The organism is Mycolicibacter nonchromogenicus (assembly GCF_002101775.1).
GTDB lineage: Bacteria > Actinomycetota > Actinomycetes > Mycobacteriales > Mycobacteriaceae > Mycobacterium > Mycobacterium nonchromogenicum.
Genome location: NZ_LQPI01000001.1, coordinates 19,005 through 40,930, shown reverse-complemented (window position 1 = coordinate 40,930; position 21,926 = coordinate 19,005). Strand labels below are relative to the sequence as shown.

Annotated in this window: 22 protein-coding genes, 1 pseudogene and 1 riboswitch; of the genes and pseudogenes, 16 read left to right on the top strand and 7 right to left on the bottom strand. The window is 69.6% G+C overall.

Annotated features, from left to right (window positions below; genetic code table 11):
* Positions 1-153 precede the first annotated feature (153 nt).
* Positions 154-762, top strand: a pseudogene (locus AWC18_RS00190) (carboxymuconolactone decarboxylase family protein); the annotation flags it as partial.
* On the opposite strand, the gene AWC18_RS00185 reads toward AWC18_RS00190, so the two are convergent.
* Genes AWC18_RS00185 through AWC18_RS00175 form a run of 3 tightly spaced genes read right to left on the bottom strand, consistent with a single transcriptional unit; the run spans position 737 to position 2,757 of the window.
* Entirely contained in the window at positions 737-1,192 is a 456-nt protein-coding gene (locus AWC18_RS00185) for a PPOX class F420-dependent oxidoreductase (RefSeq protein WP_085136929.1), read from the bottom strand. The pseudogene AWC18_RS00190 and the gene AWC18_RS00185 sit on opposite strands and share 26 nt — an antisense overlap.
* A gap of 25 nt (positions 1,193-1,217) precedes the next feature.
* Positions 1,218-2,141 carry a sigma-70 family RNA polymerase sigma factor gene (sigJ, locus tag AWC18_RS00180; RefSeq protein ID WP_085136927.1) on the bottom strand — a complete coding sequence of 308 codons (924 nt, stop codon included), beginning with the start codon at positions 2,139-2,141 and terminating at the stop codon, positions 1,218-1,220.
* 10 nt (positions 2,142-2,151) lie between these two features.
* Positions 2,152-2,757 (bottom strand): TetR/AcrR family transcriptional regulator, encoded by a 606-nt coding sequence (locus AWC18_RS00175; RefSeq protein WP_085136913.1) that lies wholly within the window; start codon positions 2,755-2,757, stop codon positions 2,152-2,154.
* Between the two features lie 96 nt (positions 2,758-2,853).
* Between AWC18_RS00175 and AWC18_RS00170 the strand changes: the two genes are divergently transcribed.
* The 7 genes from AWC18_RS00170 (at position 2,854) to AWC18_RS00140 (ending at position 9,928) form a co-directional block, all read left to right on the top strand.
* The gene (locus AWC18_RS00170; RefSeq protein WP_109559951.1) at positions 2,854-4,233 is read left to right on the top strand and encodes an ABC1 kinase family protein; all 1,380 of its coding nucleotides are present in this window, start codon (positions 2,854-2,856) and stop codon (positions 4,231-4,233) included.
* Positions 4,234-4,342: 109 nt separating this feature from the next.
* Positions 4,343-5,335 carry an SMP-30/gluconolactonase/LRE family protein gene (locus AWC18_RS00165; RefSeq protein ID WP_085136911.1) on the top strand — a complete coding sequence of 331 codons (993 nt, stop codon included), beginning with the start codon at positions 4,343-4,345 and terminating at the stop codon, positions 5,333-5,335.
* An 81-nt stretch (positions 5,336-5,416) separates the two neighbouring features.
* Positions 5,417-6,640 (top strand): D-alanyl-D-alanine carboxypeptidase family protein, encoded by a 1,224-nt coding sequence (locus AWC18_RS00160; RefSeq protein WP_085136909.1) that lies wholly within the window; start codon positions 5,417-5,419, stop codon positions 6,638-6,640.
* Positions 6,634-7,068 (top strand): DUF4345 domain-containing protein, encoded by a 435-nt coding sequence (locus tag AWC18_RS00155; protein WP_085136907.1) that lies wholly within the window; start codon positions 6,634-6,636, stop codon positions 7,066-7,068. The genes AWC18_RS00160 and AWC18_RS00155 overlap by 7 nt, the downstream gene beginning before the upstream one ends.
* A 5-nt stretch (positions 7,069-7,073) precedes the next feature.
* Positions 7,074-8,510, top strand: a complete 1,437-nt coding sequence (locus AWC18_RS00150; RefSeq protein ID WP_085136906.1) for a sugar porter family MFS transporter — start codon at positions 7,074-7,076, stop codon at positions 8,508-8,510.
* The gene (gene nagA, locus AWC18_RS00145) at positions 8,507-9,631 is read left to right on the top strand and encodes an N-acetylglucosamine-6-phosphate deacetylase (RefSeq protein ID WP_085136904.1); all 1,125 of its coding nucleotides are present in this window, start codon (positions 8,507-8,509) and stop codon (positions 9,629-9,631) included. Before AWC18_RS00150 ends, nagA begins: the two co-directional genes overlap by 4 nt.
* Positions 9,632-9,640: 9 nt before the next feature.
* On the top strand, positions 9,641-9,928 hold the full coding sequence (locus AWC18_RS00140) for a GNAT family N-acetyltransferase (RefSeq protein ID WP_085136902.1): 288 nt from the start codon (positions 9,641-9,643) through the stop codon (positions 9,926-9,928).
* Between the two features lie 44 nt (positions 9,929-9,972).
* Here AWC18_RS00140 and yhjD read toward each other — a convergent pair whose 3' ends face one another.
* Both yhjD and trpS read right to left on the bottom strand, forming a co-directional pair.
* A complete protein-coding gene (gene yhjD / locus AWC18_RS00135) occupies positions 9,973-10,869 on the bottom strand; it encodes an inner membrane protein YhjD (protein ID WP_234806383.1) in 897 nt (298 codons plus the stop codon).
* The gene (gene trpS / locus AWC18_RS00130; protein WP_076049145.1) at positions 10,866-11,885 is read right to left on the bottom strand and encodes a tryptophan--tRNA ligase; all 1,020 of its coding nucleotides are present in this window, start codon (positions 11,883-11,885) and stop codon (positions 10,866-10,868) included. The genes yhjD and trpS overlap by 4 nt, the downstream gene beginning before the upstream one ends.
* An 83-nt stretch (positions 11,886-11,968) precedes the next feature.
* Between trpS and AWC18_RS00125 the strand changes: the two genes are divergently transcribed.
* The 6 genes from AWC18_RS00125 to cobM all read left to right on the top strand — a co-directional run bounded on the left by AWC18_RS00125 (position 11,969) and on the right by cobM (position 17,128).
* Complete coding sequence (locus tag AWC18_RS00125) at positions 11,969-12,586, top strand: TetR/AcrR family transcriptional regulator (protein ID WP_076049146.1); 618 nt, start codon at positions 11,969-11,971, stop codon at positions 12,584-12,586.
* On the top strand, positions 12,583-13,248 hold the full coding sequence (locus AWC18_RS00120) for an enoyl-CoA hydratase-related protein (protein ID WP_076049147.1): 666 nt from the start codon (positions 12,583-12,585) through the stop codon (positions 13,246-13,248). The genes AWC18_RS00125 and AWC18_RS00120 overlap by 4 nt, the downstream gene beginning before the upstream one ends.
* A gap of 74 nt (positions 13,249-13,322) precedes the next feature.
* The gene (locus tag AWC18_RS00115; protein ID WP_076049148.1) at positions 13,323-14,165 is read left to right on the top strand and encodes a ferredoxin-like domain-containing protein; all 843 of its coding nucleotides are present in this window, start codon (positions 13,323-13,325) and stop codon (positions 14,163-14,165) included.
* Positions 14,162-14,827 (top strand): precorrin-8X methylmutase, encoded by a 666-nt coding sequence (locus tag AWC18_RS00110; RefSeq protein ID WP_076049149.1) that lies wholly within the window; start codon positions 14,162-14,164, stop codon positions 14,825-14,827. The genes AWC18_RS00115 and AWC18_RS00110 overlap by 4 nt, the downstream gene beginning before the upstream one ends.
* Before the next feature lie 10 nt (positions 14,828-14,837).
* A complete protein-coding gene (locus AWC18_RS00105; RefSeq protein ID WP_076049150.1) occupies positions 14,838-16,370 on the top strand; it encodes a precorrin-2 C(20)-methyltransferase in 1,533 nt (510 codons plus the stop codon).
* A complete protein-coding gene (gene cobM, locus AWC18_RS00100) occupies positions 16,358-17,128 on the top strand; it encodes a precorrin-4 C(11)-methyltransferase (RefSeq protein ID WP_085136920.1) in 771 nt (256 codons plus the stop codon). The genes AWC18_RS00105 and cobM overlap by 13 nt, the downstream gene beginning before the upstream one ends.
* Here cobM and cbiE read toward each other — a convergent pair.
* Together cbiE and AWC18_RS00090 are read right to left on the bottom strand one after the other, a co-directional pair.
* Positions 17,114-18,319, bottom strand: coding sequence for a precorrin-6y C5,15-methyltransferase (decarboxylating) subunit CbiE (cbiE, locus tag AWC18_RS00095; protein WP_076049151.1), 1,206 nt, complete (start codon positions 18,317-18,319; stop codon positions 17,114-17,116). The two genes, cobM and cbiE, sit on opposite strands and share 15 nt — an antisense overlap.
* A 2-nt stretch (positions 18,320-18,321) precedes the next feature.
* Positions 18,322-19,119, bottom strand: coding sequence for a dienelactone hydrolase family protein (locus AWC18_RS00090; RefSeq protein WP_076049152.1), 798 nt, complete (start codon positions 19,117-19,119; stop codon positions 18,322-18,324).
* A 44-nt stretch (positions 19,120-19,163) separates the two neighbouring features.
* Positions 19,164-19,290, top strand: a riboswitch (cobalamin riboswitch).
* 26 nt (positions 19,291-19,316) lie between these two features.
* On the opposite strand from AWC18_RS00090, the gene AWC18_RS00085 reads away from it, so the two are divergent.
* Both AWC18_RS00085 and cobO read left to right on the top strand, forming a co-directional pair.
* The gene (locus AWC18_RS00085) at positions 19,317-21,311 is read left to right on the top strand and encodes a VWA domain-containing protein (RefSeq protein ID WP_076049153.1); all 1,995 of its coding nucleotides are present in this window, start codon (positions 19,317-19,319) and stop codon (positions 21,309-21,311) included.
* Positions 21,311-21,925 carry a cob(I)yrinic acid a,c-diamide adenosyltransferase gene (gene cobO / locus AWC18_RS00080; RefSeq protein WP_046189901.1) on the top strand — a complete coding sequence of 205 codons (615 nt, stop codon included), beginning with the start codon at positions 21,311-21,313 and terminating at the stop codon, positions 21,923-21,925. Before AWC18_RS00085 ends, cobO begins: the two co-directional genes overlap by 1 nt.
* The last annotated feature ends 1 nt before the right edge of the window (position 21,926 follow it).

Here is a 21,926-nt window from a genome sequence, read left to right as displayed (position 1 = left end):
CTCCACACCGACGAAGCAGCCCGAACCACCCCACCAACCAACGACCTCCACACCGCCGCTTGACATAGGAGCAATGCACGTTCGCGCGAGAAGGGGCTCGCGGGAGGAAGGGGCTCGCGGGAGGAGGGCCGGTCACAAAGGACCGGGCTGTCTCGTCTAAGGGGTATGACTACAAAACCTCGCATCGACCCATTGCCACCGAAAAAGACCAACATGCTGGTACGCGCGATGTACCGCTACGCCAAGCGGCGCTTCGGCGAAGTGCCGGAACCGTTCGCCGTCGCCGCGCATCATCCGCGGCTACTTGTTGCCAATGCGGTGCACGAGGGCCTGCTGCAGTCCGCGTCGCGCAAGCTGCCCGCCGGCCCGCGGGATCTCGCGGTGTTCTGGACCGCACGCACCGTCGGTTGCTCGTGGTGTGTGGACTTCGGCGCCATGCTGCAGCGCCTGGAGGGCATCGACACCGACCGGCTCAAGCAGATCGACGACTACGCGACCTCCCCGCTGTACAGCGACGACGAGCGGGCCGCGATCGCCTACGCCGACGCGGTGACCACCGATCCGCATTCGGTCACCGACGAACAGGTCGACGATCTGCGGCACCGCTTCGGTGACGCCGGGGTAATCGAGCTGACCTATCAGATCGGTGTGGAGAACATGCGAGCCCGGATGTACTCGGCGCTGGGAATCACCGAGCAGGGCTTCAACTCCGGGGACGCCTGCCGGGTGCCCTGGCTCAACGAGGCCGGCTCGCCGGGGTGATCTCGATGTAGGCGATCGGGATGCCGGCTACCGCACTGCCCTTGTCCAGACCGCGCTCGAAGATCCGCATCGCCGGACTCCAGTTGGCGGCGATCACCCGCTCGGCGAGTGCCTGATCGGACTCGGGCAGAATCCGCGCAATTCCGGCCACCGGTTGCCCCTGAGGCTTCCCGCGCAGACTGCACGGCACCACGACGACGTTGGGGTTGTTGCGAATGCGTTTGACCTTGCCGGTGGATGCGTCGGAGCGAACGTAGAGCTTCCCGTCATCGACACCGTGGTTGATCGGACTCGGCATCGCTTCGCCCGAGCGTTTGAACGTGACCAGCAGGATCTGCCTCGACTTGTCGAAGCCGGTGAAGTCCGTGCCGGTGGCCTCGCCGATGCCGAAGGCGTCGCGGTGGCGCATCTTGTCCATCGCGCGAAACATCAACGCGCCCAACTTCGTCGAGATGTCATTGGCCACGCTCGTCCTCCTGCGCTCTGGGCCGCAGCGGCGACCCGGTGAACTTGTCCGGGTTGGCGATATCCCAGATCGCCACCACTCGTCCGTCGCGCACCGTCATCGCGGTGACGCGCGGCAGCAGTTCGGGGAAGCCGTCGGCGCCGGGCGCACCCGGGGTGTAGGCGCCGAGCTCGCCATTGACCAGCGCCAGTTGATTCGCCGTAAGCAGGGTGGGGCCGTAGCGGCGTGCCAGGCCGAACAGGAATCGGGCCACCTTTTCCGGACCGCGAATGACCCGCGGCGCGGTCGGCGCCCGGCGATTCGCGTCGCCGGTGAACGTCACGTCGGGGTGCAGCAGCGCCACCACGGCCGCCAGGTCGCCGGCCGCCATCGCAGCCATCAGTGCCCCGACCGCCTCATCGTGGCGCGGATCAGGCTGCGGCGCCGGATCAGCCGCGACGGCCTTGCGGGCACGCGATGCCAGTTGGCGGGCCGCGGCCTCGGTGGTGTTCAGCACCCCGGCCACCTCGCCGAACGGCATCGCGAACCCGTCGTGCAGCACAAACGCCACGCGTTGGTCGGGAGTCAGCCGCTCCAGCACCACCATCGCGGCGAACCGGGCGTCTTCACCGGCCACCACCGTCGACAACGGATCGGTGTCGTCGACGCCGGTCACCACCGGCTCGGGCAGCCACTCGCCGACATAGGACTCGCGGCGCCGCGCCGCCGAACGCAGCCGGTCCAGGCCGAGCCGACTCACGACCGTGGTCAACCACGCCCGCGGGTCGACGATGTGGTCGCGCTCGGCGGCGTCGAATCGAAGCCAGGCGTCCTGCACGATGTCCTCGGCGTCGGCGAACATGCCGGTGAGCCGGTAGGCCACCGCCAGCAGGTGAGGCCGCAGCGCCTCGAAGTCCTCCACCGAAGCGGTCATCGCCACCAGCCTAGGCGCGGATGCGTGCCCCCAGAAGCGTCGTCCATTCGGCGAGGTACTCCTCGTCGTCCAGCTGCTCCCCCACGCCCGGCTCCCCCACGCCGCGATAGAGCATCCGCCCGGCCCGGTTGCCCAGCAGCGCATTGACCGCGACCACGGCGATCCGATGGGCGTCGGCGGCGTCCAGGTGCGGCGCCCACCCGGCGATCCAGTCGGCCAGCTCGGCGCAGAGGCCGTCGACGAGTGCGGCGTAGGCCGCCGCCACCCGAGCCGACTGATCGGCCGGCGTGCGGGCAGCGATCTGCAGCAGCTGCGTCTCCTCGTCGAGCACAGCGAACAGGTACCTGCCCAACAGGGTCAACTCGGTGTCGAGGTCTCCCAGCCCGGCAAACAGCCTCCGCACGTCGCGCATCGCCTCGCGGCGGTCCAACTGCCGGTCGATCCCGGCGGCCAGCAGAGATTCCTTCGATTTGAAGTGGTGGTACAGCGCGCCGGAGCCCGGCGCAAGCCCGGCCGCCGCCTCGATCTGGGCGACGCTGGTGGCGCGGTACCCCTGCTCGCTGAACAGCCTCATCGCCGCGGTGACCAGCCGGTCACGTGTCATTGTTGCCGCCATTGACCGCCCCCAAGTGGCCACTTAGTCTTGCAAAGTGTTCACTTTAGCAGCGGTCAGCCGGGAGTGACGGTGGCAGATCCGGTACCACAGGGCCGTATGCGTCGGACGATGCCGCTGGCCGGCTTCACCGCACGCGCCGCCGGAGGCCGCATGGTGGCGACACTTCGGGAGAAGGTCGGCGACACCGGCGCCGTCGAGAAATTCCACGAGCGCACCGCCGAGCGATATGCCGAACTGCTCGGACACTCCAAGGGCGTGCTGATGAAAGTCGGGCAGATGTTCTCGCTGTTCGACGCCGGCGCGGTCGGCGGTGGCGAGCTGTCGCCGTACCAGAAGGCGCTCACCAAGCTGCAGGCCGACGCCCCGCCGATGGCGCCCGAATTGGCCCGGGAGGTGTTCCGGACCGAACTGGGACGATCGGTCGACGAGGTGTTCACCGAGTTCACCGATGAACCCATGGCCGCGGCCTCCATCGGGCAGGTCCACCGGGCGGTACTACCCGACGGCCGCCAGGTCGCAGTCAAGGTGCAATACCCCGGCGTGGCCGAAGCGATCCGCGCCGATTTGGCCAACACCGAGTTGTTGACGACGGTGATCCGTTTCGCCTCGGCCGCCAGCGGGCCGGCACCCGACCTGCGGCAGAACGCACGGGAGGTCGCCGAGCGGATCACCGAGGAGATCGACTACCGCCACGAGGCCGCCAACATCACCACGTTCGCCACCTTGTATCGCGATCATCCGTTCATCCGGGTTCCCGAGCTGATACCCGAGGTGTCCAGCGACCGCGTCCTGACCATGACCTACCTCGATGGATTGGACTGGGCCACGGCACGGCAGGCGGATCAGGATCTGAAGAACACCTGGGCCGAGGTGATCTGCCGCATGGTGACCGGCTCCTATCGGCACGCGAATCTCTTTCACGCCGACCCACACCCCGGCAACTACCGGTTCGGGCCGGACGGCACAGTGGGCTTCGTCGACTTCGGCTGCGTCAAGGTGCTGTCGGAGCCGGTACGCAGGGGCCTGACCGGGACGCTGCGAGCGGCGTTGGACGACGACCGGGCGGCGCTGCTCGATTGGATGCCCGCACTCGGCTTCTCGTCCACCGATTCCACACTCAGCGGCGACGAGGCATATCGATGGTGGACGGCGATTGTCCACGAGCTGCTGCAACCTCAGCCGGTGACCTATTCCCCGGAGACTGTCAGCCGGACGCTCCGCTCGCTCGTCGACATCGTCTCCGCCGATCAACCGACGCGCCGCGTCACGCTGCCCCCGGACCTGGTGCTCTTCTCCCGCCTCACCCTCTCGATGAATGCAGTCTTCGCCGCCCTGGGTTCCACCTTCGACGTGCGATCGACCATCGATGACATGGACGGGGCAGCCGAGCCGACCACGGCACTGGGAAAGCAGCACCGCGCGTGGGTCACCGGCCGCGGCCTGCCGTCCGGTCTGGACGATCATGACGCTTCCTGAGGTGTGGCCGCGCCGCACCCGGCCGTTCGGGGACCGCTGAGGGTGCCGGTGGTCTTCGGAAAGTAGCGGTTGCCCGGCGGTCCCGGCGGCGCCGCGACACAATTGCGCAGTGCCCAAGCCGCGTATCGACCCCGTCCGCTGGCAGCCCCCGGGATCAAGGCCACTGCCTCCGCCGGATGCCACGCCGGAGCTGCGGCTGGTCGAGATTCCCGGTACCGCGCCGGAGGACGTGGTGGCCGCGGCCGACGGAAGCATCTGGACCGGGGTCGAAGACGGCCGCATCATCGCCGTCGACCCGGCCGGCGGCGCGGCCCGGGTGGTGACCAACACCGGCGGGCGTCCGCTGGGCCTGGCCTTCACCCGCGATCACCGGCTGCTGATCTGTGACAGCCACCGCGGCCTGCTGCGCTATGACCCGCAGACCGAGCAGCTGGAGACCCTGGTCGGCGAGGTCAACGGGCGGCCCCTGACGTTCTGCTCCAATGCGGTTGAATCTTCCGATGGCACAATCTATTTCACCGAATCCACCAGCCGTTTCCACTACGAGCACTACAAGGGCTCGGTGATCGAGGCCCGCGGCAGCGGGTCGCTGATGCAACGCAGTCCCGACGGCACGGTGAGCGTGCTGGCGACGGGACTGCACTTCGCCAACGGGGTGACGCTGACCGCCGACGAATCGGCCGTGGTGTTCGCCGAGAGCACCGGCCGGCGACTGTCCAAGTATTGGTTGACCGGTTCCCGCCACGGCTCGATCACCGCGCTGGTCGAGGAACTTCCCGGCCATCCCGACAACATCTCCACCGGGGCCGACGGACGGATCTGGGTCGCCATGGTCTCGGACCGCAACGCGTTGTCGGACTGGCTGAGTCCGCGCGCGCCGATACTGCGCCGCATGATGTGGCGACTGCTGCCGTATCGCTGGTTGCCCGACCCGACCCCGGTGGTGTGGGTGGTCGGCTTCGACGCCGACGATGGGCGGGTGCTGGCCCAGTACCGCACCGAACACCCCGACTTCGGCCTGGCCACCGGCGTGGTGGAGGCCGACGGCCGGTTGTGGATGGGCCGGATCGCCGGACCGGGCCTGGCGTATTTCCGGCTGTAGCCTCCCGCTGTAACTTCCGTCCCACCAGCCACAGCGTGCCTCCCCGGTTTTGCCCCGCCCCTGCCCTACCCTGCACACACGATGACTTCTCTGCGCTCGGTGTCAGCCCTGGTGGCGGCGGGTTTCCTCGCCACCGCCGCACCCCTGGCGACTGCGGATCCCACCCCCGGCCTGAATGCCGGCACCGCCAGTTGCCCGTATCAGGTCAACACGCCCCCGGCGGTGGACTCCTCCGAGGTGCCCGAAGCCGGCGACCCCCCGCTGCCGCTGCCCGTGCCGGCCACTCCGGTCGGCGGCGAGGCCCTGGGTAGCTGCGGGATCGTGACGGCACCCGGCACACCGCCGGTGCCCACCGAGGTCTCCGCGGAATCGTGGCTGGTGGCAGACCTGGACACCGGGGCGGTGATCGCCGCCCGGGATCCCCACGGCCGGCACCGGCCCGCCAGCGTGATCAAGGTGCTGACCGCCATGGCGTCGCTCAACGAGCTGGACCCGAACATGGTGGTGATCGGCACCCAGGACGACGCCAACGCCGAAGGCACCCGGGTGGGCGTCGGCCCCGGCGGCCGCTTCACCGTCGACCAGTTGCTGCACGGCCTGTTGATGGGATCCGGCAACGACGCGGCGCACGCCCTGGCCATGCAACTCGGCGGCTGGGACGTCGCACTGCACAAGATCAACACCCTGGCCGCCCGGCTCGGCGGTCGCGACACTCGCGCCGCCACCCCGTCCGGGCTGGACGGTCCGGGCATGAGCACCTCGGCCTATGACATCGGACTGTTCTACCGCTACGCCTGGAACAACCCGGCCTTCGCCAACATCGTCGCGACCCGCACCTTCGACTTCCCGGGCTACGGCGATACGCCCGGCTACGAGCTGGAGAACGACAACCAGCTGCTCTACAACTACCCGGGCGCGTTGGGCGGCAAGACCGGCTACACCGATGACGCCGGACAGACCTTCGTCGGCGCCGCAGCCCGGGACGGCCGCCGGTTGGTGGCGGTGCTGTTGCGCGGCACCCGGCAGCCGATCCCGCCCTGGCAACAGGCCGCCCAGCTACTCGACTACGGCTTCTCCGTTCCCCCAGGAACTCGAGTGGGGACATTGATCGAGCCCGACCCGTCACTGGTTGCGACCCGCGAGCCGGACAACGTCCCGAACCCGCAGGCCATGCTGCTGCCGCCCTCCGACAACACGGTGCCGGTGCGCGTCGGGGTGGGCATCTTCGGGACGATTGTGGTGTTCGCGCTGATCATGGGTGCCAAGGCGGTGAATCGCCGCCCCGGCAGGGGCTCGGCATGGTGATCCGATCCCTACGGGTCTTCGGCTGGCTCACCGGCTTGTTGTTGATCGGGATCGGGATCAGCCGGATGGCCTTCTCGCTGGACTCCATACCCGGCGGCCAGGCCGTCAACCCGACCGTGGACAGTGAGACCCGCGCGGCCGGTGCCCTGCTGATCGGTTTCGGAGTCGGCTACCTCGAAACCTTTCGGCGCTTCCCGATCCCGGCCACAGCGGTACGTCTGCTGGCCGCCGTTATGGCACTGCTCGGGTTGTCCCGGCTGATGTCCATGGCCGACGTCGGCATGCCGCATCCGGTGTTCACCGCGGCGTGCGCCGTCGAATTCGTCGCGGCCGGTCTGACGTACTGGTACGCGAGCCTGGCCAAGCACATCGAGCCTCGCGGAACAGTCACAGTGGGGACACCGCCGGGCACCCATCCCCTACCGTGAGCCACATGGGCCGATTCGAGGAACTTCGCCGCTCCTCGCCCTTGGCGCTGCTGGTGGGAGTGGCCGCCGCCAGCGTCGGCGTCATCTACGGCTATGACCTGTCCAACATCGCCGGCGCCCTGTTGTTCATCGAGCGGGATTTCGGGCTGACCGAGGCCCAGCAGGAGATGATCACAACCGCGACGGTGATCGGCGAGATCGTCGGCGCCATGGCCGGCGGGTGGCTGGCCAACGCGGTCGGACGCAAACGCGCGATGGTCTCGGTAGCGCTGGGCTACGCGGTGTTCGCCGCGCTGGCTACGGCGGCGACATCGGTGTCGACGCTGACCGTGGCACGGCTGCTGCTGGGCGTCACCATCGGGGTATCGGTGGTAGTGGTTCCGGTGTTCGTGGCCGAGTCGGCGCCGGCCCACGCCCGCGGCGCCCTGCTGGTGGCCTACGGGGTGGCGACGGTGATCGGGATCATCGCCGGTTATCTGTGCGCTTATCTGTTGGCAGGCACCGGCAACTGGCGGGCCATGCTGGGCCTGGGAGCGATCCCGGCGGTGTTCGTCGCCCTGCTGTTGGCACGGATCCCCGACACCGCCCGCTGGTATCTGCTCAAGGGCCGCACCGACGAGGCGGAGCGGACCCTGCGACGCATCGAGCCGGGTGCCGACGCACAGCGCGAACTGGTCGAGATCGGCCGCACCATGGCCGAGGAACAGGCCGGCGGGCTGGGCGTGCTGCGGGAGATGCTGCGGCCGCCCTACCTGCGGGCGACGCTGTTCGTGGTGACGCTGGGCTTCTTCATCCAGATCACCGGCATCAATGCGATCGTCTACTACAGCCCACGACTGTTCGAGAAGATGGGCTTCGAGGGCGATTTCGCGTTGCTGGTGCTGCCGGCGCTGGTACAGGTCGCCGCACTGGCCGCGATGATCGTCTCGCTGGCGATCATCGACCGGGTCGGCCGGCGGCCGATCCTGCTGTCCGGAATCGCCGCGATGGTGGTGGCCAACCTGCTGCTGGTCGCGGTGTTCGCCGCGGGCGAGACGTTCGGCGAGGCGCTGGCGGCGGTCAAGTTCTGCGGAGTGCTGCTGTTCACCGTCGGCTACACCTTCGGGTTCGGCTCCCTGGTCTGGGTGTACGCCGGTGAGAGCCTGCCGGCCCGGATGCGAGCCATGGGTTCCTCGGCGATGCTGACCTCCGACTTGGTGGCCAATGCACTGGTCGCGGCGGTGTTCTTGACCATGCTCACCTCGCTCGGTGGCGCCGGAACGTTCGCGGTCTTCGGCGTGCTGGCGGTGCTGAGCTTGGGCTTCGTGTACCGCTACGCCCCCGAGACCAAGGGCCGCCAATTGGAAGACATCCGGCACTTCTGGGAGAACGAGGGACGCTGGCCATCCGAGGACGCTCGGGACACCGGTGCCCTGCTTCCCGACAGCGAGACGTCGGCATGACCGTCATCGCCGCGGGCACCGTCGTGCTCGACGGCGCAGTGCACCGGCCCGGCTGGGTGTCGGTGACCGGCGAGCGGATCGCCGATTGCGGGACCGGGCCACCGGCGGTTCGGCCGGACGTCGAATTCGGTGACGGTGTACTGGTTCCCGGCTTCATCGACATGCACTCCCACGGCGGCGCCGGCGTCTCCTATGCCGACGATCCGGACCGCGCGGCGGCGTTGCACGCAACGCACGGCACCACCGGAGGCCTGGCCAGTTTGGTGACCGCCTCGCCGGAAACCCTGCTGGCCCAGGTGCACACGCTGGCTGCCGCGACCCGGCGCGGTGTGGTCGACGGCATCCACCTGGAGGGGCCCTGGCTGAGCCGGCTGCACTGCGGTGCACACGACAGCGGTCAACTGCGTGCCCCCTCCGACGCCGAGCTCGACGCATTGCTGAATGCCGGCGCGGGCACGATCCGCATGGTCACGCTGGCCCCCGAACTGCCCGGGGCCATCGCAACCATTCGGCGCCTGGTGGATGCGGGAATCGTTGTGGCCGTTGGGCATACCGACGCAAGCTACGAGCTGACACAGGAGGCCCTCGAGGCCGGAGCCAGCGTCGGCACCCACCTGTTCAACGCGATGCGGGCGCTGCACCACCGCGAGCCGGGACCGATTCCCGCGCTGTTGTCCGATCCTCGGGTGATCGTGGAGTTGATCGCCGACGGTGTGCATTTGCACCCGGGAACAGTCCGGCACGTGGTGGCCGCCGCCGGCCCGGACCGGGTCGCGCTGGTCACCGATGCGATGGCTGCCGCCGGAGTCGGGGACGGCGCGTTCACCCTGGGCGGGCTCGACGTCGATGTCGCCGACGGGGTGGCCCGGCTGCGCGACACCGCGACGATCGCCGGCAGCACCGCCACCATGGACCGGCTGTTCGCGACCGCGGTGCGACTTCTCGGGACGGACGACGCCGCCCTGATCGGCGCGGTACGCATGACCTCGTCCACCCCGGCGCACATCCTCGGGCTGCAGCGGACGGGCGTCCTGGCGCCCGGACGTGATGCCGACCTGGTTGTGTTGGATCGGGATTGGCGGGTCTGGCGAGTAATGCGGCGCGGCGCCTGGCTCGGCTAGGCTGCGAAGATGAGCGAACCGACGGTCACCCACGACAACCGGCAGTACCAGATCAGCGTCGACGGCGAGAAGGCCGGGTTCGCCGATTACGTCGAGAAGGGCGATCAGCGGATCTTCCACCACACCGTGATCGACAAGGCGTTCGGTGGGCGCGGACTGGCCAGCACGCTGATCGGCGCGGCCCTGGCCGATACCCGCGCCGCCGGCAAACGCGTGGTGCCGACCTGCTCCTTCGTCGAGGCCTACATCACCAAACACCCGGAGTTCGCCGACCTGGTCGACCCGGTCGACCACTGATCTCACCCGGGTGCCGGTTCCGGCGCAGAGGTGCGACGGCGGCGTCAGCCGGTGCGCAGATTGTCCGCCGACGTCGCCGCCCATGCGGTGGCAAAGAGGATGAGCCGAGTGGTGACATAGGCGAACACCAGCAGGCCTAGGACCGGCCCGAACACCGCCCCGGCCGGGCCGTTGACCACCGACTGCAGATACACCGAGCCGGCCTGCTTGAACAGTTCGTAGCCCACCGCAGCGATAGCTCCGGCCTGCATCGCGCTGCGGAAGCTCACCGATTCCCGCGGCAGCCGGGCGATCATCCAGGTGAACAACAGCCACGACACCGCGGCCGCCATCGTCAGCGACGCGACGCGCAGCAGCCCACCCAGCAGGGTGAAGTCGGGAACGCCTAACCAGCGCAGCATGTTTCGCATCAGCTTTGGGTCGGACATGGCGGTCAACGCGACGGTGACCAGCATGGCGCCGAACGCCCACACCATGGCGAGCAGGTCCGACAGCTTGGATTTGACGAAACTCTTTCGGTCCGAGCGTGTTTCCCACATCTCCGAGAGCGCCTCGCGCAGGTTGGCCATCCAGGTCAGCCCCACCCAGGCGGCGGCCGCCAGACCGATCAGCCCGACGGAGGCACGCGAGGCGATCGCGCTGTCCATCAGTGCGACGAGCTCGCTGCCGAATTCGCCGGGGATGGAATGCTTGATCCGGCGCTCGATCTCGTCGAGCACCTCGGGCCGCCGCGACAGCAGGAAGCCGCCGACGGAGAAGCCGACCATCGCCAGCGGGAACAGCGCGAAGATGGTGTAGTAGCTCATCCCGGCCGCGAAGAAATTCCCCTGGCGGGAGTCGTAGCGTTCCTGGGCGCGCACCGCGTGGTCGAACCAGCCGTACCGGGCCCGCAGCCGGTCGATGACGCCCGGCTTGGACTTGTCGGTCACGGCTTTGCTCATGCCTGTGCCGGAAGGAATCCCACCCGGTCGTACACCCGTGCCAGCGTGGCGGTGGCCACCTCGCGTGCCCGGCTCGCACCGGCGGTCAGCACCGCCTCCAGCTCGGCCGGGTCGGCGAGCAGCTCATCGACCCGGGCCTTGATCGGGGTGACGAACTCGGCGACGGCCTCGGCGGTCTCCTTCTTCAGGTCACCGTAGCCGCGCCCGGCATAGCCGTTCACCAACGACTCGATATCGGTACCGGTTACCGCGGCCTGGATTGTCAACAGGTTGGAGATTCCGGGTTTGGCCTCCGGGTCGTAGCGGATCTCCCGCTCGGAGTCGGTGACCGCCGAACGAATCTTCTTGGCGCTTTTCGCGGGGTCGTCAAGCAGGCTGATCAGACCGGCGTCGGTGGCTGCCGATTTGCTCATCTTGGCGGTCGGGTCCTGCAAGTCGTAGATCTTGGCGGTGGCCTTGGGGATCATCGGCTCGGGGACGACGAAAGTCTCCGGGAACCGCGCGTTGACGCGCTGGGCGACGTCACGCGCCAGCTCCAGGTGCTGGCGCTGGTCTTCCCCGACCGGTACCACCTCGGTGTCGTAGAGCAGGACGTCGGCGGCCATCAGCACCGGATAGGTGAACAGCCCCACGGTGGTGGAGTCGGCGCCCTGCTTCTGCGACTTGTCTTTGAACTGCGTCATCCGGGAGGCCTGCCCGAAGCCGGTGAAACACCCCAGCACCCACGCCAGTTCAGCATGGGCCGGCACGTGGCTCTGCACGAAGACGGTGCTGCGGGCCGGGTCGATACCCAGCGCCAGATATTGGGCGGCCGTCACCAGGGTGCGGCGGCGCAGCGTCGCGGGGTCCTGGGTGACGGTGATGGCGTGCAGGTCGACGACGCAGAAGAACGCCTCGTGATCGTCCTGCAGGCTGGTCCACTGAGCGACCGCACCGAGGGCGTTTCCGAGGTGAAGCGAGTCGGACGTCGGCTGGGCGCCGGAGAATACGACGGGACGGGATCCGGGAGTGCTCATGATGGCTCGATCCTGTCACGCCGCCGCCGGGATGACCGCACCTGGCCTGGTAACAGAGCGCTCGCTCCGTTACGGTGTCGACCATGCCCCGCCCGCGCGTGTATGACCCCGCGCAGGTGCTCGACGCCGTGGAATCGCTCACCGCGCGGTCTGGTCCCGCGGCGGTGACGATTCGCGCGGTCAGCGAGGCCACCGGCGCCTCCAACGGCGCGCTCTACCACGGGTTCGGTTCGCGGGCAGGGTTGATTTCCGCCGCCTGGTTGCGGGCCACCCGCCGCTTCCTGGCGGTACAGGCTGAGCTGGTGAACGCTGTCGCGGACCCCGTCGAAGCGGTGGTTGCCACCGCCGACGCCCCGGTGGTCTTCGCCGAGCGTCATCCCGGTGCCTGCCGGCTGCTCTTGGCGATCCAGCGCGACGACCTGCCCGACGACGCGGTGTCCCCGGAGGTGGCCGCGCAGCTGCGCGGCGCCGACACCGAACTGATCGGTCTGCTGATCCGACTCGCAGACGCCCTGTGGGGGCGCCGCGACACCGCCGCCGTCGACACCATCACCACCTGCGTCGTCGATCTGCCCACCGCTGTCATGCTCAGCCGCAACCGGTTGGGCAGCACGCTCGCCCGCGCCCACCTGCATGCGGCGGTTCGCGCCGTGCTGGCAGTCGGGCCACCCCGCATGAATCAGAAAGGATCCGCCCCATGAACCTGACCTATGACGACACGATCGCCGTGTTGGACCTGGGAGACGACGAAAACCGGTTCTCCCCCGGCTTTCTCGACGAGATCAACCGCGTGCTCGACGACGTGCTGGCCGCCAACGCCGCGGGCAGGGCCCAGGGCCTGGTGACCACCGCCGGCGGCAAGTTCTACACCAACGGCCTGGACCTGGACTGGCTGATGGCCAACGGCGACCGCACGCAGGAGTACGTCGGCCGGGTGCACGCACTGTTGGCGCGGGTGCTGACGTTTCCCATCCCCACCGCGGCGGCGGTGGTCGGCCACGCGTTCGGCGCGGGCGCCATGCTGGCGCTGGCCCACGACTACCGAGTGATGCGCGCAGATCGCGGCTTCTTCTGCCTGCCCGAGGTCGACATCCGGATCCCGTTCACGCCGGGCATGGCCGCCCTCATCCAGGCAAAGTTGACCCCACAGGCTCAGGTGGCGTCGATGACCACCGGTCGCCGGTTCGGCGGGGTGGACGCCGCGACCTTCGGCATTGTGGACAGCACCGCCGGCGAGGGTGCGGTGACACCGGCCGCCACCGAGTATCTGCGACCGCTGGCCGGCAAGGACCCGGGGACGTTGGGCGCGATCAAGAACACCATGTTCGGCCCCGCGGTGGCGGCACTGACCGCAATCGGCTGACTCTGCGCGCACCAGGCAAGAGTGCGAGTAACCCGCCGGGTAGACGCAGAATCAACGGCTTAACCTGGTCCACCATGAGGACCCGGACCGACCGGTGCCCGGGCGTTTTGCGGCCCTGGGTGGCCGACGACGGCCTGCTGGTGCGGCTGCGACTGGTGGGCGGTCGACTGCCGACACCAGCACTAGCCCGGTTGTTGCAGGTCAGCTCCGAGTTCGCCGACGGGTCGATCTACCTGACCAGTCGCGCCAACCTCCAGTTGCGCGGCCTGCATGGCAAAGACGGGCGGCTCGCCCCCAACCTGGTAGCCGCCCTAGAGTCGACCGGGCTGCTGCCGTCGCGCAGTCATGAACTGGTTCGCAACATCCTGGTCTCGCCGCAGAGCGGCTACGTTGGCGGCCGAGCCGACCTGCGCCCCGTGGCGGCCCGGCTGGATGCGCTGCTGTGCAACGACCCACGCCTGGCCCGGCTACCCGGGCGTTTCCTGTTCACCCTCGACGACGGCCGCGGCGACCTGCTCGACCGCTCAGCTGACGCCGGCCTGGTTGCACTCGGCGGCACCTGCGCGCAGCTGCGGATAGGCGATCACTGGGGGCCGGTGATCGAGGTCGACGATGCCGCCCGCCGGCTCACCCAGCTGGCAGTTGCGTTCCAGGATGCCCGCGGTGACGGGCCGGATGCGCCCTGGCACATCCGGGAACTCGAGCGCCCCCTGTACCCGCGAGTTGCCCCCGACACCCGCATCCCAGCCCCGTCGGATCCGTTACCGTTTGGCAGCGTGCCCGGCGGCACGCATGCGCGCGTGCCCGACGGTGTCCTCACGCCGGACCTCGGACGATCCCTGATCGAGCATGCCGAGCTTGTGGTCACGCCGTGGCAGGGCGTCTTCATCCCCCAGTCTCAGGAGGCGAATCGGTGAGCAGGCCTACGCGCCCGTCCAGGCACTACGACTACATCGACGACGGTCCCGCCATCTACGTCGAATCGTTTGCGACCATCCGCCGGGAATCCGACCTGTCGCACATCCCCGCGGGCGCCGAGCGGCTCGCGGTACGGATGATTCACGGCGCCGGCCAGACCGACGTCGCCCAGGACCTGCTGATCCACCCGGAAGCGGTACCGGCCGGGCGCGCCGCACTCGACAACGGCGCACCCATCTTCTGCGATGCCCGCATGGTGGCCGTCGGGGTGACTGCCGGCCGACTGCCGGCCGGCAATGAGGTGCGCTGCCACCTGCGTGACGAGCGTGTGCCCGGGTTGGCGAAGGAATGGGGAACCACCCGCTCGGCCGCAGCCGTCTCCCTGTGGGGACCCGAACTGGCCGGCGCCGTCGTCGCGATCGGCAACGCGCCCACCGCCCTGTTCCACCTGCTGGAGATGATCCTCGACGGCGGGCCGCGCCCGGCGGTGATCGTCGGCTGTCCAGTCGGATTCATCGGCGCCGCCGAGTCCAAGTCAGCGCTGGCCGCGCTGCATCGCGACCACGGTGTCGACATCCCGTTCGTAACCGTCCGCGGCAGGCGCGGCGGTTCGGCGATCACCTCGTCGGCGCTGAACGCACTGGCATCGGACGCCGAATGAGGGGCACCGCATGACCGGCCGTTTTTATGGGGTGGGCCTGGGGCCCGGCGACCCCGAACTGATCACCCTCAAGGCCGCCCGGATCATCGCGGACGCCGACGTGGTCGCCTATCACGCCGGGGTCAACAAAAACTCGTATGCGCGCAGCATCGCCGAAGACCTGATCCGGCCCGGCGTCCTTGAAGAGGAGCTGCGCTACCCCGTCACCACCGGTGTCACCGACCACCCCGGCGGCTACGCCGGCGCGCTCGCCGACTTCTACGAGGCCTCCGCCGCGCGGCTGGCCGCCCACCTGGACGCTGGCCGCACGGTGGCGTTGCTCACCGAGGGCGACCCACTGTTCTACGGCTCGTTCATGTACATGCATGACCGGCTCTCGACCCGGTTCGACACCGAGATCATTCCCGGAGTCCCGGCGTTCAGCGCCGCCACAGCCGCTCTCGGCATGCCGCTGGTACGCCAGACCGACGTGCTGACGGTGCTGCCGGGCACGCTGAGCGAGCACGAGCTGGCGATGCGGCTGGCCGACACCGACGGCGCCATCATCATGAAACTGGGCCGCACATTTCCGGCCGTGCGCCGGGCCCTGGCCGCGGCCGGACGGCTCGAGCACGCCTACTACGTCGAGCGCGCCAGCCATCCGCAACAACGCTGGATGCCGGTGGCCGACATCGACGAAGCGCAGGAGGCCGCCATTCCCTACCTGTCGTTGATCGTGGTCGACGGCGATTCCCGCAACGGGCAACGCTCACGCACCTCAGCCGAGCCGCAACCTACTCAGGCCGCCGCGGCGGCGCAGCCCGCCGAACTGCTGGTGATCGGGCTGGGCCCGGGTCCCGAGGGGTGGCTGACCGCCGAGGCATCCGCGGCGCTGGCCACCGTCGACCACGTGGTGGGCTATGGCCCCTACGTCGCCCGGGTGCCGCAGCGCGAAGGGCTGCAACGCCACACCTCGGGCAACACCGTGGAGCTGGAGCGGGCCCGATTCGCACTGGATCTGGCCGCCCGCGGCGAAAAGGTGGCCGTGGTGTCCGGTGGTGACGCCGGGGTGTTCGGGATGGCTGCCGCGGTGTTCGAGGCTGCCTCCGATCCCGATACGGCCGAGCACTATCGGGACGTGCCGGTGCGGGTGCTGCCGGCGGTCTCGGCGGTGCAGGCGGTGGCCGCGGCGGCGGGCGCCCCGATCGGGGCGGACTTCGCGGTGCTGAGCCTGTCCGACCGGCTCAAGCCATGGGCGGTGATCGAGTCCCGGCTGCGCGCGATCGCCGAGGCCGATCTGGTGCTCGCGATCTACAACCCTGCCTCGCGCGCCCGGCCCGATCAGATCGCGGTCGCGCGCAAGGTGCTGTTGGAGCATCGAGACGCCCAGACCGTGGTGGTGGTGGGCCGCGATGTCGGACGGGAGTCCGAGGAACTCACCGTGACCACCCTGGGCGACCTGGACACCGACACCATCGACATGAAATGCCTTGTTCTGGTGGGCTCCTCGTCGACCCGGGCGACCCCGTCGGGAAGGGTGTGGACACCGAGATGGGTGCGGTAGCGGTCCAGTTCGTCGGCGCCGGCCCGGGCGCCGCGGATCTGCTGACGGTGCGCGCCACCCGACTGCTGGCCGCCGCCGACGTGGTGCTCTACCCAGGCAGCTACCTGGACCCGAAGGTGCTGGCGCACTGTTCACCGGAGGCCGAACTGGTCGACACCGCCGATCTCGATCTGGATGACATCATCGACCGGCTGGTCGCCGCGCATCGAGCCGGGCGCGCCGTGGTGCGGTTGGTGTCCGGGGATCCGTCGCTGTACAGCGCGGTCTTCGAGCAGACCCGCCGCCTCGATGCCGCCGGGGTGGCGTGGGCGGTGACCCCCGGGGTGCCGGCCTACGCGGCGGCGGCCGCGGCCCTCGGCCGGGAGCTCACGGTGCCGCTCGTGGCGCAGTCGGTGGTGCTCACCCGCACTCAGGCTGCCTCCACCGCGATGCCACAGCGCGAAGCACTTCGGGCCTTCGCCGCGACCCAGGCGACACTGGTGTTGCACCTGGCGATCACCCGCATCCGCGAACTGATGGCGGAACTGGCGCCCGAGTACGGCCCGGACTGCCCGGTGGCGGTGGTCTACCGCGCCTCGCAGCCCGCCGAGCTGGTGTTGCGCGACACGATCGCCGGAATCGCCGACGCCGTCGAGGCTGCGGGCCTGCGGTCGGCTGCGGTCATCCTGGTCGGCCGGGCGGTCGCGGATCTGCCGGATCCGTGCGGCGGCGAAAGCCATCTCTACGACCCGGGGCGGGACCGCTCAGGACCGGGCTAAAGCCCACTGGGTGACCGCCCGACCGGGTGTCCAGCCGGTGAAAGAGCCCAGCGGCGCGGCGTGTTCGACCTGGATGCGGGTCAGCTCGCCGCCGTGCTCGCGGTAGGCGGCCAGCAGCAGCGTCTCGCTTTCCAGGGTGACGCCGTGGGCCACCAAGCGGCCGCCGGGCGCGAGGGCCGCCAGGACCGCATCCAGCACACCAGCTCGGCTCAACCCGCCGCCGATGAACACGGCGTCGGGCGCGGGCAGATCCGCCAGCGCCTGTGGGGCCGCGCCGCAGACCACCTGCAGCGCGGGCACCCCGAGGCTACGGGCGTTCTGCGAGACCCGTTGGGCCCGTGATTCATTCGCCTCGACGGCGACGGCACGACAGGTCGGGTGAGCCCGCATCCATTCGATGCTCACCGAGCCGGCACCCGCGCCGACGTCCCACAGCAGCTGCCCAGGGGCAGGGGCGAGTCGGGCCAGCGCGGCCGCCCGCTGGTCGCGTTTGGTGAGCTGACCGTCGTGGTCATAGGCGTCGTCGGGCAGCCCCGCCACCCAGCCGGCGGTGAGCGGGCCGGCCAGATCCAGTGCCACGATGTTCAGCCGCGGGACGGGGCCGGTGTACGTCGCCGCGGTGGTGTCCAGCCGGAATTCGGCCGCACCCCCGAGATCCCCCAGGACCGTCATGCGACTTGCCCCGTAGCCACGGTCGACCAGCAGATCGGCCAACTGTTGCGGCGTGCCCTCATCGGAGGAGAGCACCAGCACCCGCCGCTGGGGCGCCAGCTCACGCAGCACCGCGTGCACGTCGCGACCGACCACGCTGACCACCGCGGCGGCTTCGGCGGGCCAGCCCAGCCGAGCACGGGCCAGAGCCACCGACGAGACCGCCGGCACCACCGTCACCCGTTCGGCACCGAACAACCCGATCAGCGTGGTGCCGATGCCGCTGAGCAGGGGGTCACCCGATGCCAGCGCCACAACCCGCTGGCCCGCCAGATCGTCGAACAGGGCAGGCAGGCCGGCGTGCAGCGGAGTCGGCCATCGGAGCCGTCGCTGACCGTCGGCGTGCGGCAGCAGGTCCAACTGGCGGGGTGCGCCGAGCACGACCTCGGCCGCCAGCACGATCTCGCGTGCCGGCTGGGGCAGACCGGCCCAGCCGTCGGCACCGATCCCGACGACGGCGATACGTTCGTCGACGGGCACCGCTACGTCAGGCGTTCGGTCAGGAACTGCACCACCCGCTTACGCGCCTCGTAGGCCGGGTGACCGTCGACTTCGCGGACCTGGTCGGTGAGCACCGAATGCGCCATCCGCGACAGACCGTGCGGGTTACCCGACGACGAGTCGATCTCGATCACTTCGAAGGCGTCCCCGAGCCGGGCCTTGAGCGTCGCGAAGCGGTCACCGGGTGCCATCTTGTCCTCACTGAACCGCAGACCCAGCGCGCACAGGCCTTCTCCTGCGGCCCGGTCGGCGACGATGCCCAGTTCCACCTCCGAGAGGCCGGGGTCGCGACGCTGCTTCGGCGTGAGCGGGATCGGCACGGACGGCTGGCTGAGCACCGGAGCCAGCACGGCATCGTCGACGGCCGCGGCCAGGGCGAAGCCGCCGGTGAAGCACTGACCGATCACCCCGACTCCCTTTCCGGGGGTCTTCTCGTTGAGGTCACGCGCCAGCGCCCGCAGAAACTGAGTGACCGGCCGCTGCTTGTCGGTGGCGAATGCGGCGAACTCGCGCGTCACGCAGGCACGGGCGATGGTCGCCAATGCGTAGCCGGGGGTGATCGCCTTGCCGGGCTGGCCGAACAGTGAGGGAATGGCGACGGTGAAACCGTTGTCCACCAAGTGATTTCCCAGTGCCAGCACGCCGGGGTGCGCGCCGGGGATCTCTGGAATCAACACCACCCCGGGGCCCTGGCCCTTGCGGTATACGTCGTGGGTGAACTCGCCGCTGGTGAACGGCTCGGCGATCCATCCGGTCAAGTCTGCTTCGGGTGCACTCACTGGTCTGGTGCCCTTTCTCTCGGTCGAGGCCAAAGGCCCCGGGTGTTAGGGTATCGGCGCGAAGTACCAGGGAAGTCGGTGTGAGTCCGACACAGGCCCGCTACGGTGTTCCGCGGCGCATTCCGATGCGCCCCGGTCAGTCCGAATACCGGCTTCGCGTCGCCAACGCAGGTGTTGGCCACACGAGCGGAGCCTCAATGCAACAGCTGTACCCCTTTCCTGCCGTCCTCGGTGCGGACCCGGACGATCCGGCCGGCCTCGACGATATGGCGCTGGCGCTTGTCCTGAGCACGATCTCCCCCGGTATCGGCGGCGTGCTGATCCGTGGCGAGAAGGGCACCGCCAAGTCGACGCTGGTCCGGGCGCTGGCCCAGGTGCTGCCGCCGATCGACGTGGTGGCCGGTGACCGGTTCTCTTCGGATCCCACTGAGCCGAATCCCCTGTCGCCCGACGGCCCGTTTCCCAGCGGCACCCCGGTGCAGACCCGCCCGGTTCGCCTGGTGGAGCTGCCGGTCGGCGCCACCGAGGACCGGGTGGTGGGCTCCATCCACCTGGAGCGAGCGCTCGGCGGTGGCACCGTGGAATTTGAGCCCGGTCTGCTGGCCCGCGCCAACCGCGGAATTCTCTACGTCGACGAGGTCAACCTGCTGGCAGACCATCTGGTGGACCTGCTGCTGGATGCCGCCGCGATGGGGCGCCTGACCGTGGAGCGCGACTCGATCTCGGTGACCCACGCGGCACGTTTCGTGATCGTTGGGACCATGAACCCCGAAGAGGGCGAACTGCGTCCGCAACTGCTCGATCGCTTCGGACTGACCGTCGAGGTCTGTGCTCCGCGCGATCCGGTGCTGCGGGCCGAAGCGGTGCGCCGGCGGCTGGCCTTCGACGCCGATCCGGCCGGTTTCGCCGCGACCTATGCGGCGGCCGAAGAGCGGGTGCGGTCCCGGATCCGGCAGGCCCAACAGCTGCTGCCGCAGGTGGCACTCACCGACGCCGTATTGGTGAAGATCGGTGAGATCTGCGCGGCGCTGGACGTCGACGGTCTGCGCGGCGACATCGTCTGTGCCCGCACCGCGGTCGCGCATGCGGCGTGGCAGGGGCGTGATGCGGTGACGCTGGAGGATCTGCGGGTGGCGGCCAGGCTGGCACTGCCGCATCGGCGCAGGCGCAAGCCCTTCGATGCCCCGGGGCTGGACGAGTCCGAGCTCGACGAGTTGCTGCCGCCGGACAGCGGCCCCGAGCCGGATCCCGATCCAGATCCCGACCCCGATCCGGACGGTCCGCAGCCCGAGGGGCCACCCGAGGGCGGGCACGTCCCGCCCGGTTCGGATCAGTCCGGCACGCCCCAGCCGACACCCGGCTCTACCTCGACGGTGGGCGCCGACTCCCCTTACCGGGCAAGGCTTTTCTCGGTAGCCGGTGTGGGCCAGGGACGCTCCGGACGGCGCAGCAGGGCGCGCACCCGTTCCGGACGCCGGGTGGGTGCCACCGCGGGCGCCGGCACGGGTGGCCTGCACCTGTTCGAGACGCTGCGTGCCGCCGCACCGCATCAGGGCGCCCGGGGCCGCGACCAGGGTCCGATGATTCTGGCGGCCGGCGACCTGCGGCGAGCGGTCCGCGAGGGCCGGGAGGCCAACCTGGTGCTGTTCGTGGTCGACACCTCCGGTTCGATGGCCGCCGCCGAGCGGATGCGCCACGTCAAGACCGCGATCGTGTCTTTGCTGTTGGACGCCTACCGGCGCCGCGACCGGGTGGCCGTGGTGACCTTCCGCGATACCCGGGCGGAGTTGGTGTTGCCCGCCACCGGGTCGGTGGAGGTGGCCGCCGTCCGGCTGGACGAGTTGCCCGCCGGTGGCCGCACTCCCCTGGCCGAGGGGCTGCTGGAGGCCACCGAGCTGATACGCCGGGAACGCCTGCGCGAACCGGCCTGCCGCCCACTGCTGGTGGTGCTCACAGACGGCCGGGCCACTTCCGGCCCCGACCCGGTTAAGCGATCCCTGCTGGCCGCCGACAACATTGCCCGACAAGGCTTTTCGTCGGTGGTGGTGGATTGCGAGAGTGGCCGGATGCGGCTCGGGCTGGCCCGCACCCTGGCCGAGCGCCTGCGGGCCGAATACGTCCCCCTGCCCCAGGTGAGCGCCGAGGCACTGACCGGCGTCGTACGCGACGCCACCGGAAGAGGAGCCGCCTGATGCCGCAGGGACAACCGTTGACGGTGCCCGACGACAACCTGACCACCCGCCAGCGCCGCAACCGGCCGCTGCTGATGGTGCACACCGGTGACGGCAAGGGGAAGTCAACGGCCGCCTTCGGCTTGGCACTGCGCGGCTGGAATCAGGGCTTTGACATCGGCGTCTTCCAGTTCGTCAAGTCGGCGAAATGGCGGGTCGGCGAACAGAGCGTGCTGGAGCGCCTGGGAACACTGCACGCCGAGACCGGTGAGGGCGGCCCGGTGCAGTGGCACAAGATGGGGTCGGGCTGGTCATGGAGCCGCAAGGCCGGCGGCGTGGAGGATCACGCCGGCGACGCGGCCGAGGGTTGGGCGCAGATCAAGGAACGCCTGGCGGCGCAGACCCATGATCTCTACATCCTGGACGAGTTCACCTATCCGATGGGCTGGGGATGGGTGGACGTCGACGACGTCGTGGAGACGTTGGCCAACCGTCCGGGCCATCAGCACGTCGTCATCACCGGCAGACGTGCGGACCCGAGGCTGATCGAGATCGCCGACCTGGTCACCGAGATGGGCAACATCAAGCATCCGATGGACGCCGGCCAGAAGGGCCAGCGCGGCATCGAATGGTGAG

What these genes read in the sequence shown, in the direction of transcription:
- trpS (WP_076049145.1), bottom strand. Translation starts at nt 11,885, where the DNA reads ATGAGCACTCCCGGATCCCGTCCCGTCGTATTCTCCGGCGCCCAGCCG.
- AWC18_RS00140 (WP_085136902.1), top strand. Translation starts at nt 9,641, where the DNA reads ATGAGCGAACCGACGGTCACCCACGACAACCGGCAGTACCAGATCAGC.
- AWC18_RS00185 (WP_085136929.1), bottom strand. Translation starts at nt 1,192, where the DNA reads ATGTTTCGCGCGATGGACAAGATGCGCCACCGCGACGCCTTCGGCATC.
- cobM (WP_085136920.1), top strand. Translation starts at nt 16,358, where the DNA reads ATGGGTGCGGTAGCGGTCCAGTTCGTCGGCGCCGGCCCGGGCGCCGCG.
- AWC18_RS00150 (WP_085136906.1), top strand. Translation starts at nt 7,074, where the DNA reads ATGGGCCGATTCGAGGAACTTCGCCGCTCCTCGCCCTTGGCGCTGCTG.
- AWC18_RS00155 (WP_085136907.1), top strand. Translation starts at nt 6,634, where the DNA reads ATGGTGATCCGATCCCTACGGGTCTTCGGCTGGCTCACCGGCTTGTTG.
- AWC18_RS00160 (WP_085136909.1), top strand. Translation starts at nt 5,417, where the DNA reads ATGACTTCTCTGCGCTCGGTGTCAGCCCTGGTGGCGGCGGGTTTCCTC.
- AWC18_RS00115 (WP_076049148.1), top strand. Translation starts at nt 13,323, where the DNA reads ATGAGGACCCGGACCGACCGGTGCCCGGGCGTTTTGCGGCCCTGGGTG.
- nagA (WP_085136904.1), top strand. Translation starts at nt 8,507, where the DNA reads ATGACCGTCATCGCCGCGGGCACCGTCGTGCTCGACGGCGCAGTGCAC.
- AWC18_RS00170 (WP_109559951.1), top strand. Translation starts at nt 2,854, where the DNA reads ATGCGTCGGACGATGCCGCTGGCCGGCTTCACCGCACGCGCCGCCGGA.
- AWC18_RS00175 (WP_085136913.1), bottom strand. Translation starts at nt 2,757, where the DNA reads ATGGCGGCAACAATGACACGTGACCGGCTGGTCACCGCGGCGATGAGG.
- AWC18_RS00120 (WP_076049147.1), top strand. Translation starts at nt 12,583, where the DNA reads ATGAACCTGACCTATGACGACACGATCGCCGTGTTGGACCTGGGAGAC.
- yhjD (WP_234806383.1), bottom strand. Translation starts at nt 10,869, where the DNA reads ATGAGCAAAGCCGTGACCGACAAGTCCAAGCCGGGCGTCATCGACCGG.
- cobO (WP_046189901.1), top strand. Translation starts at nt 21,311, where the DNA reads ATGCCGCAGGGACAACCGTTGACGGTGCCCGACGACAACCTGACCACC.
- AWC18_RS00125 (WP_076049146.1), top strand. Translation starts at nt 11,969, where the DNA reads ATGCCCCGCCCGCGCGTGTATGACCCCGCGCAGGTGCTCGACGCCGTG.
- AWC18_RS00085 (WP_076049153.1), top strand. Translation starts at nt 19,317, where the DNA reads ATGCAACAGCTGTACCCCTTTCCTGCCGTCCTCGGTGCGGACCCGGAC.
- AWC18_RS00105 (WP_076049150.1), top strand. Translation starts at nt 14,838, where the DNA reads ATGACCGGCCGTTTTTATGGGGTGGGCCTGGGGCCCGGCGACCCCGAA.
- sigJ (WP_085136927.1), bottom strand. Translation starts at nt 2,141, where the DNA reads ATGACCGCTTCGGTGGAGGACTTCGAGGCGCTGCGGCCTCACCTGCTG.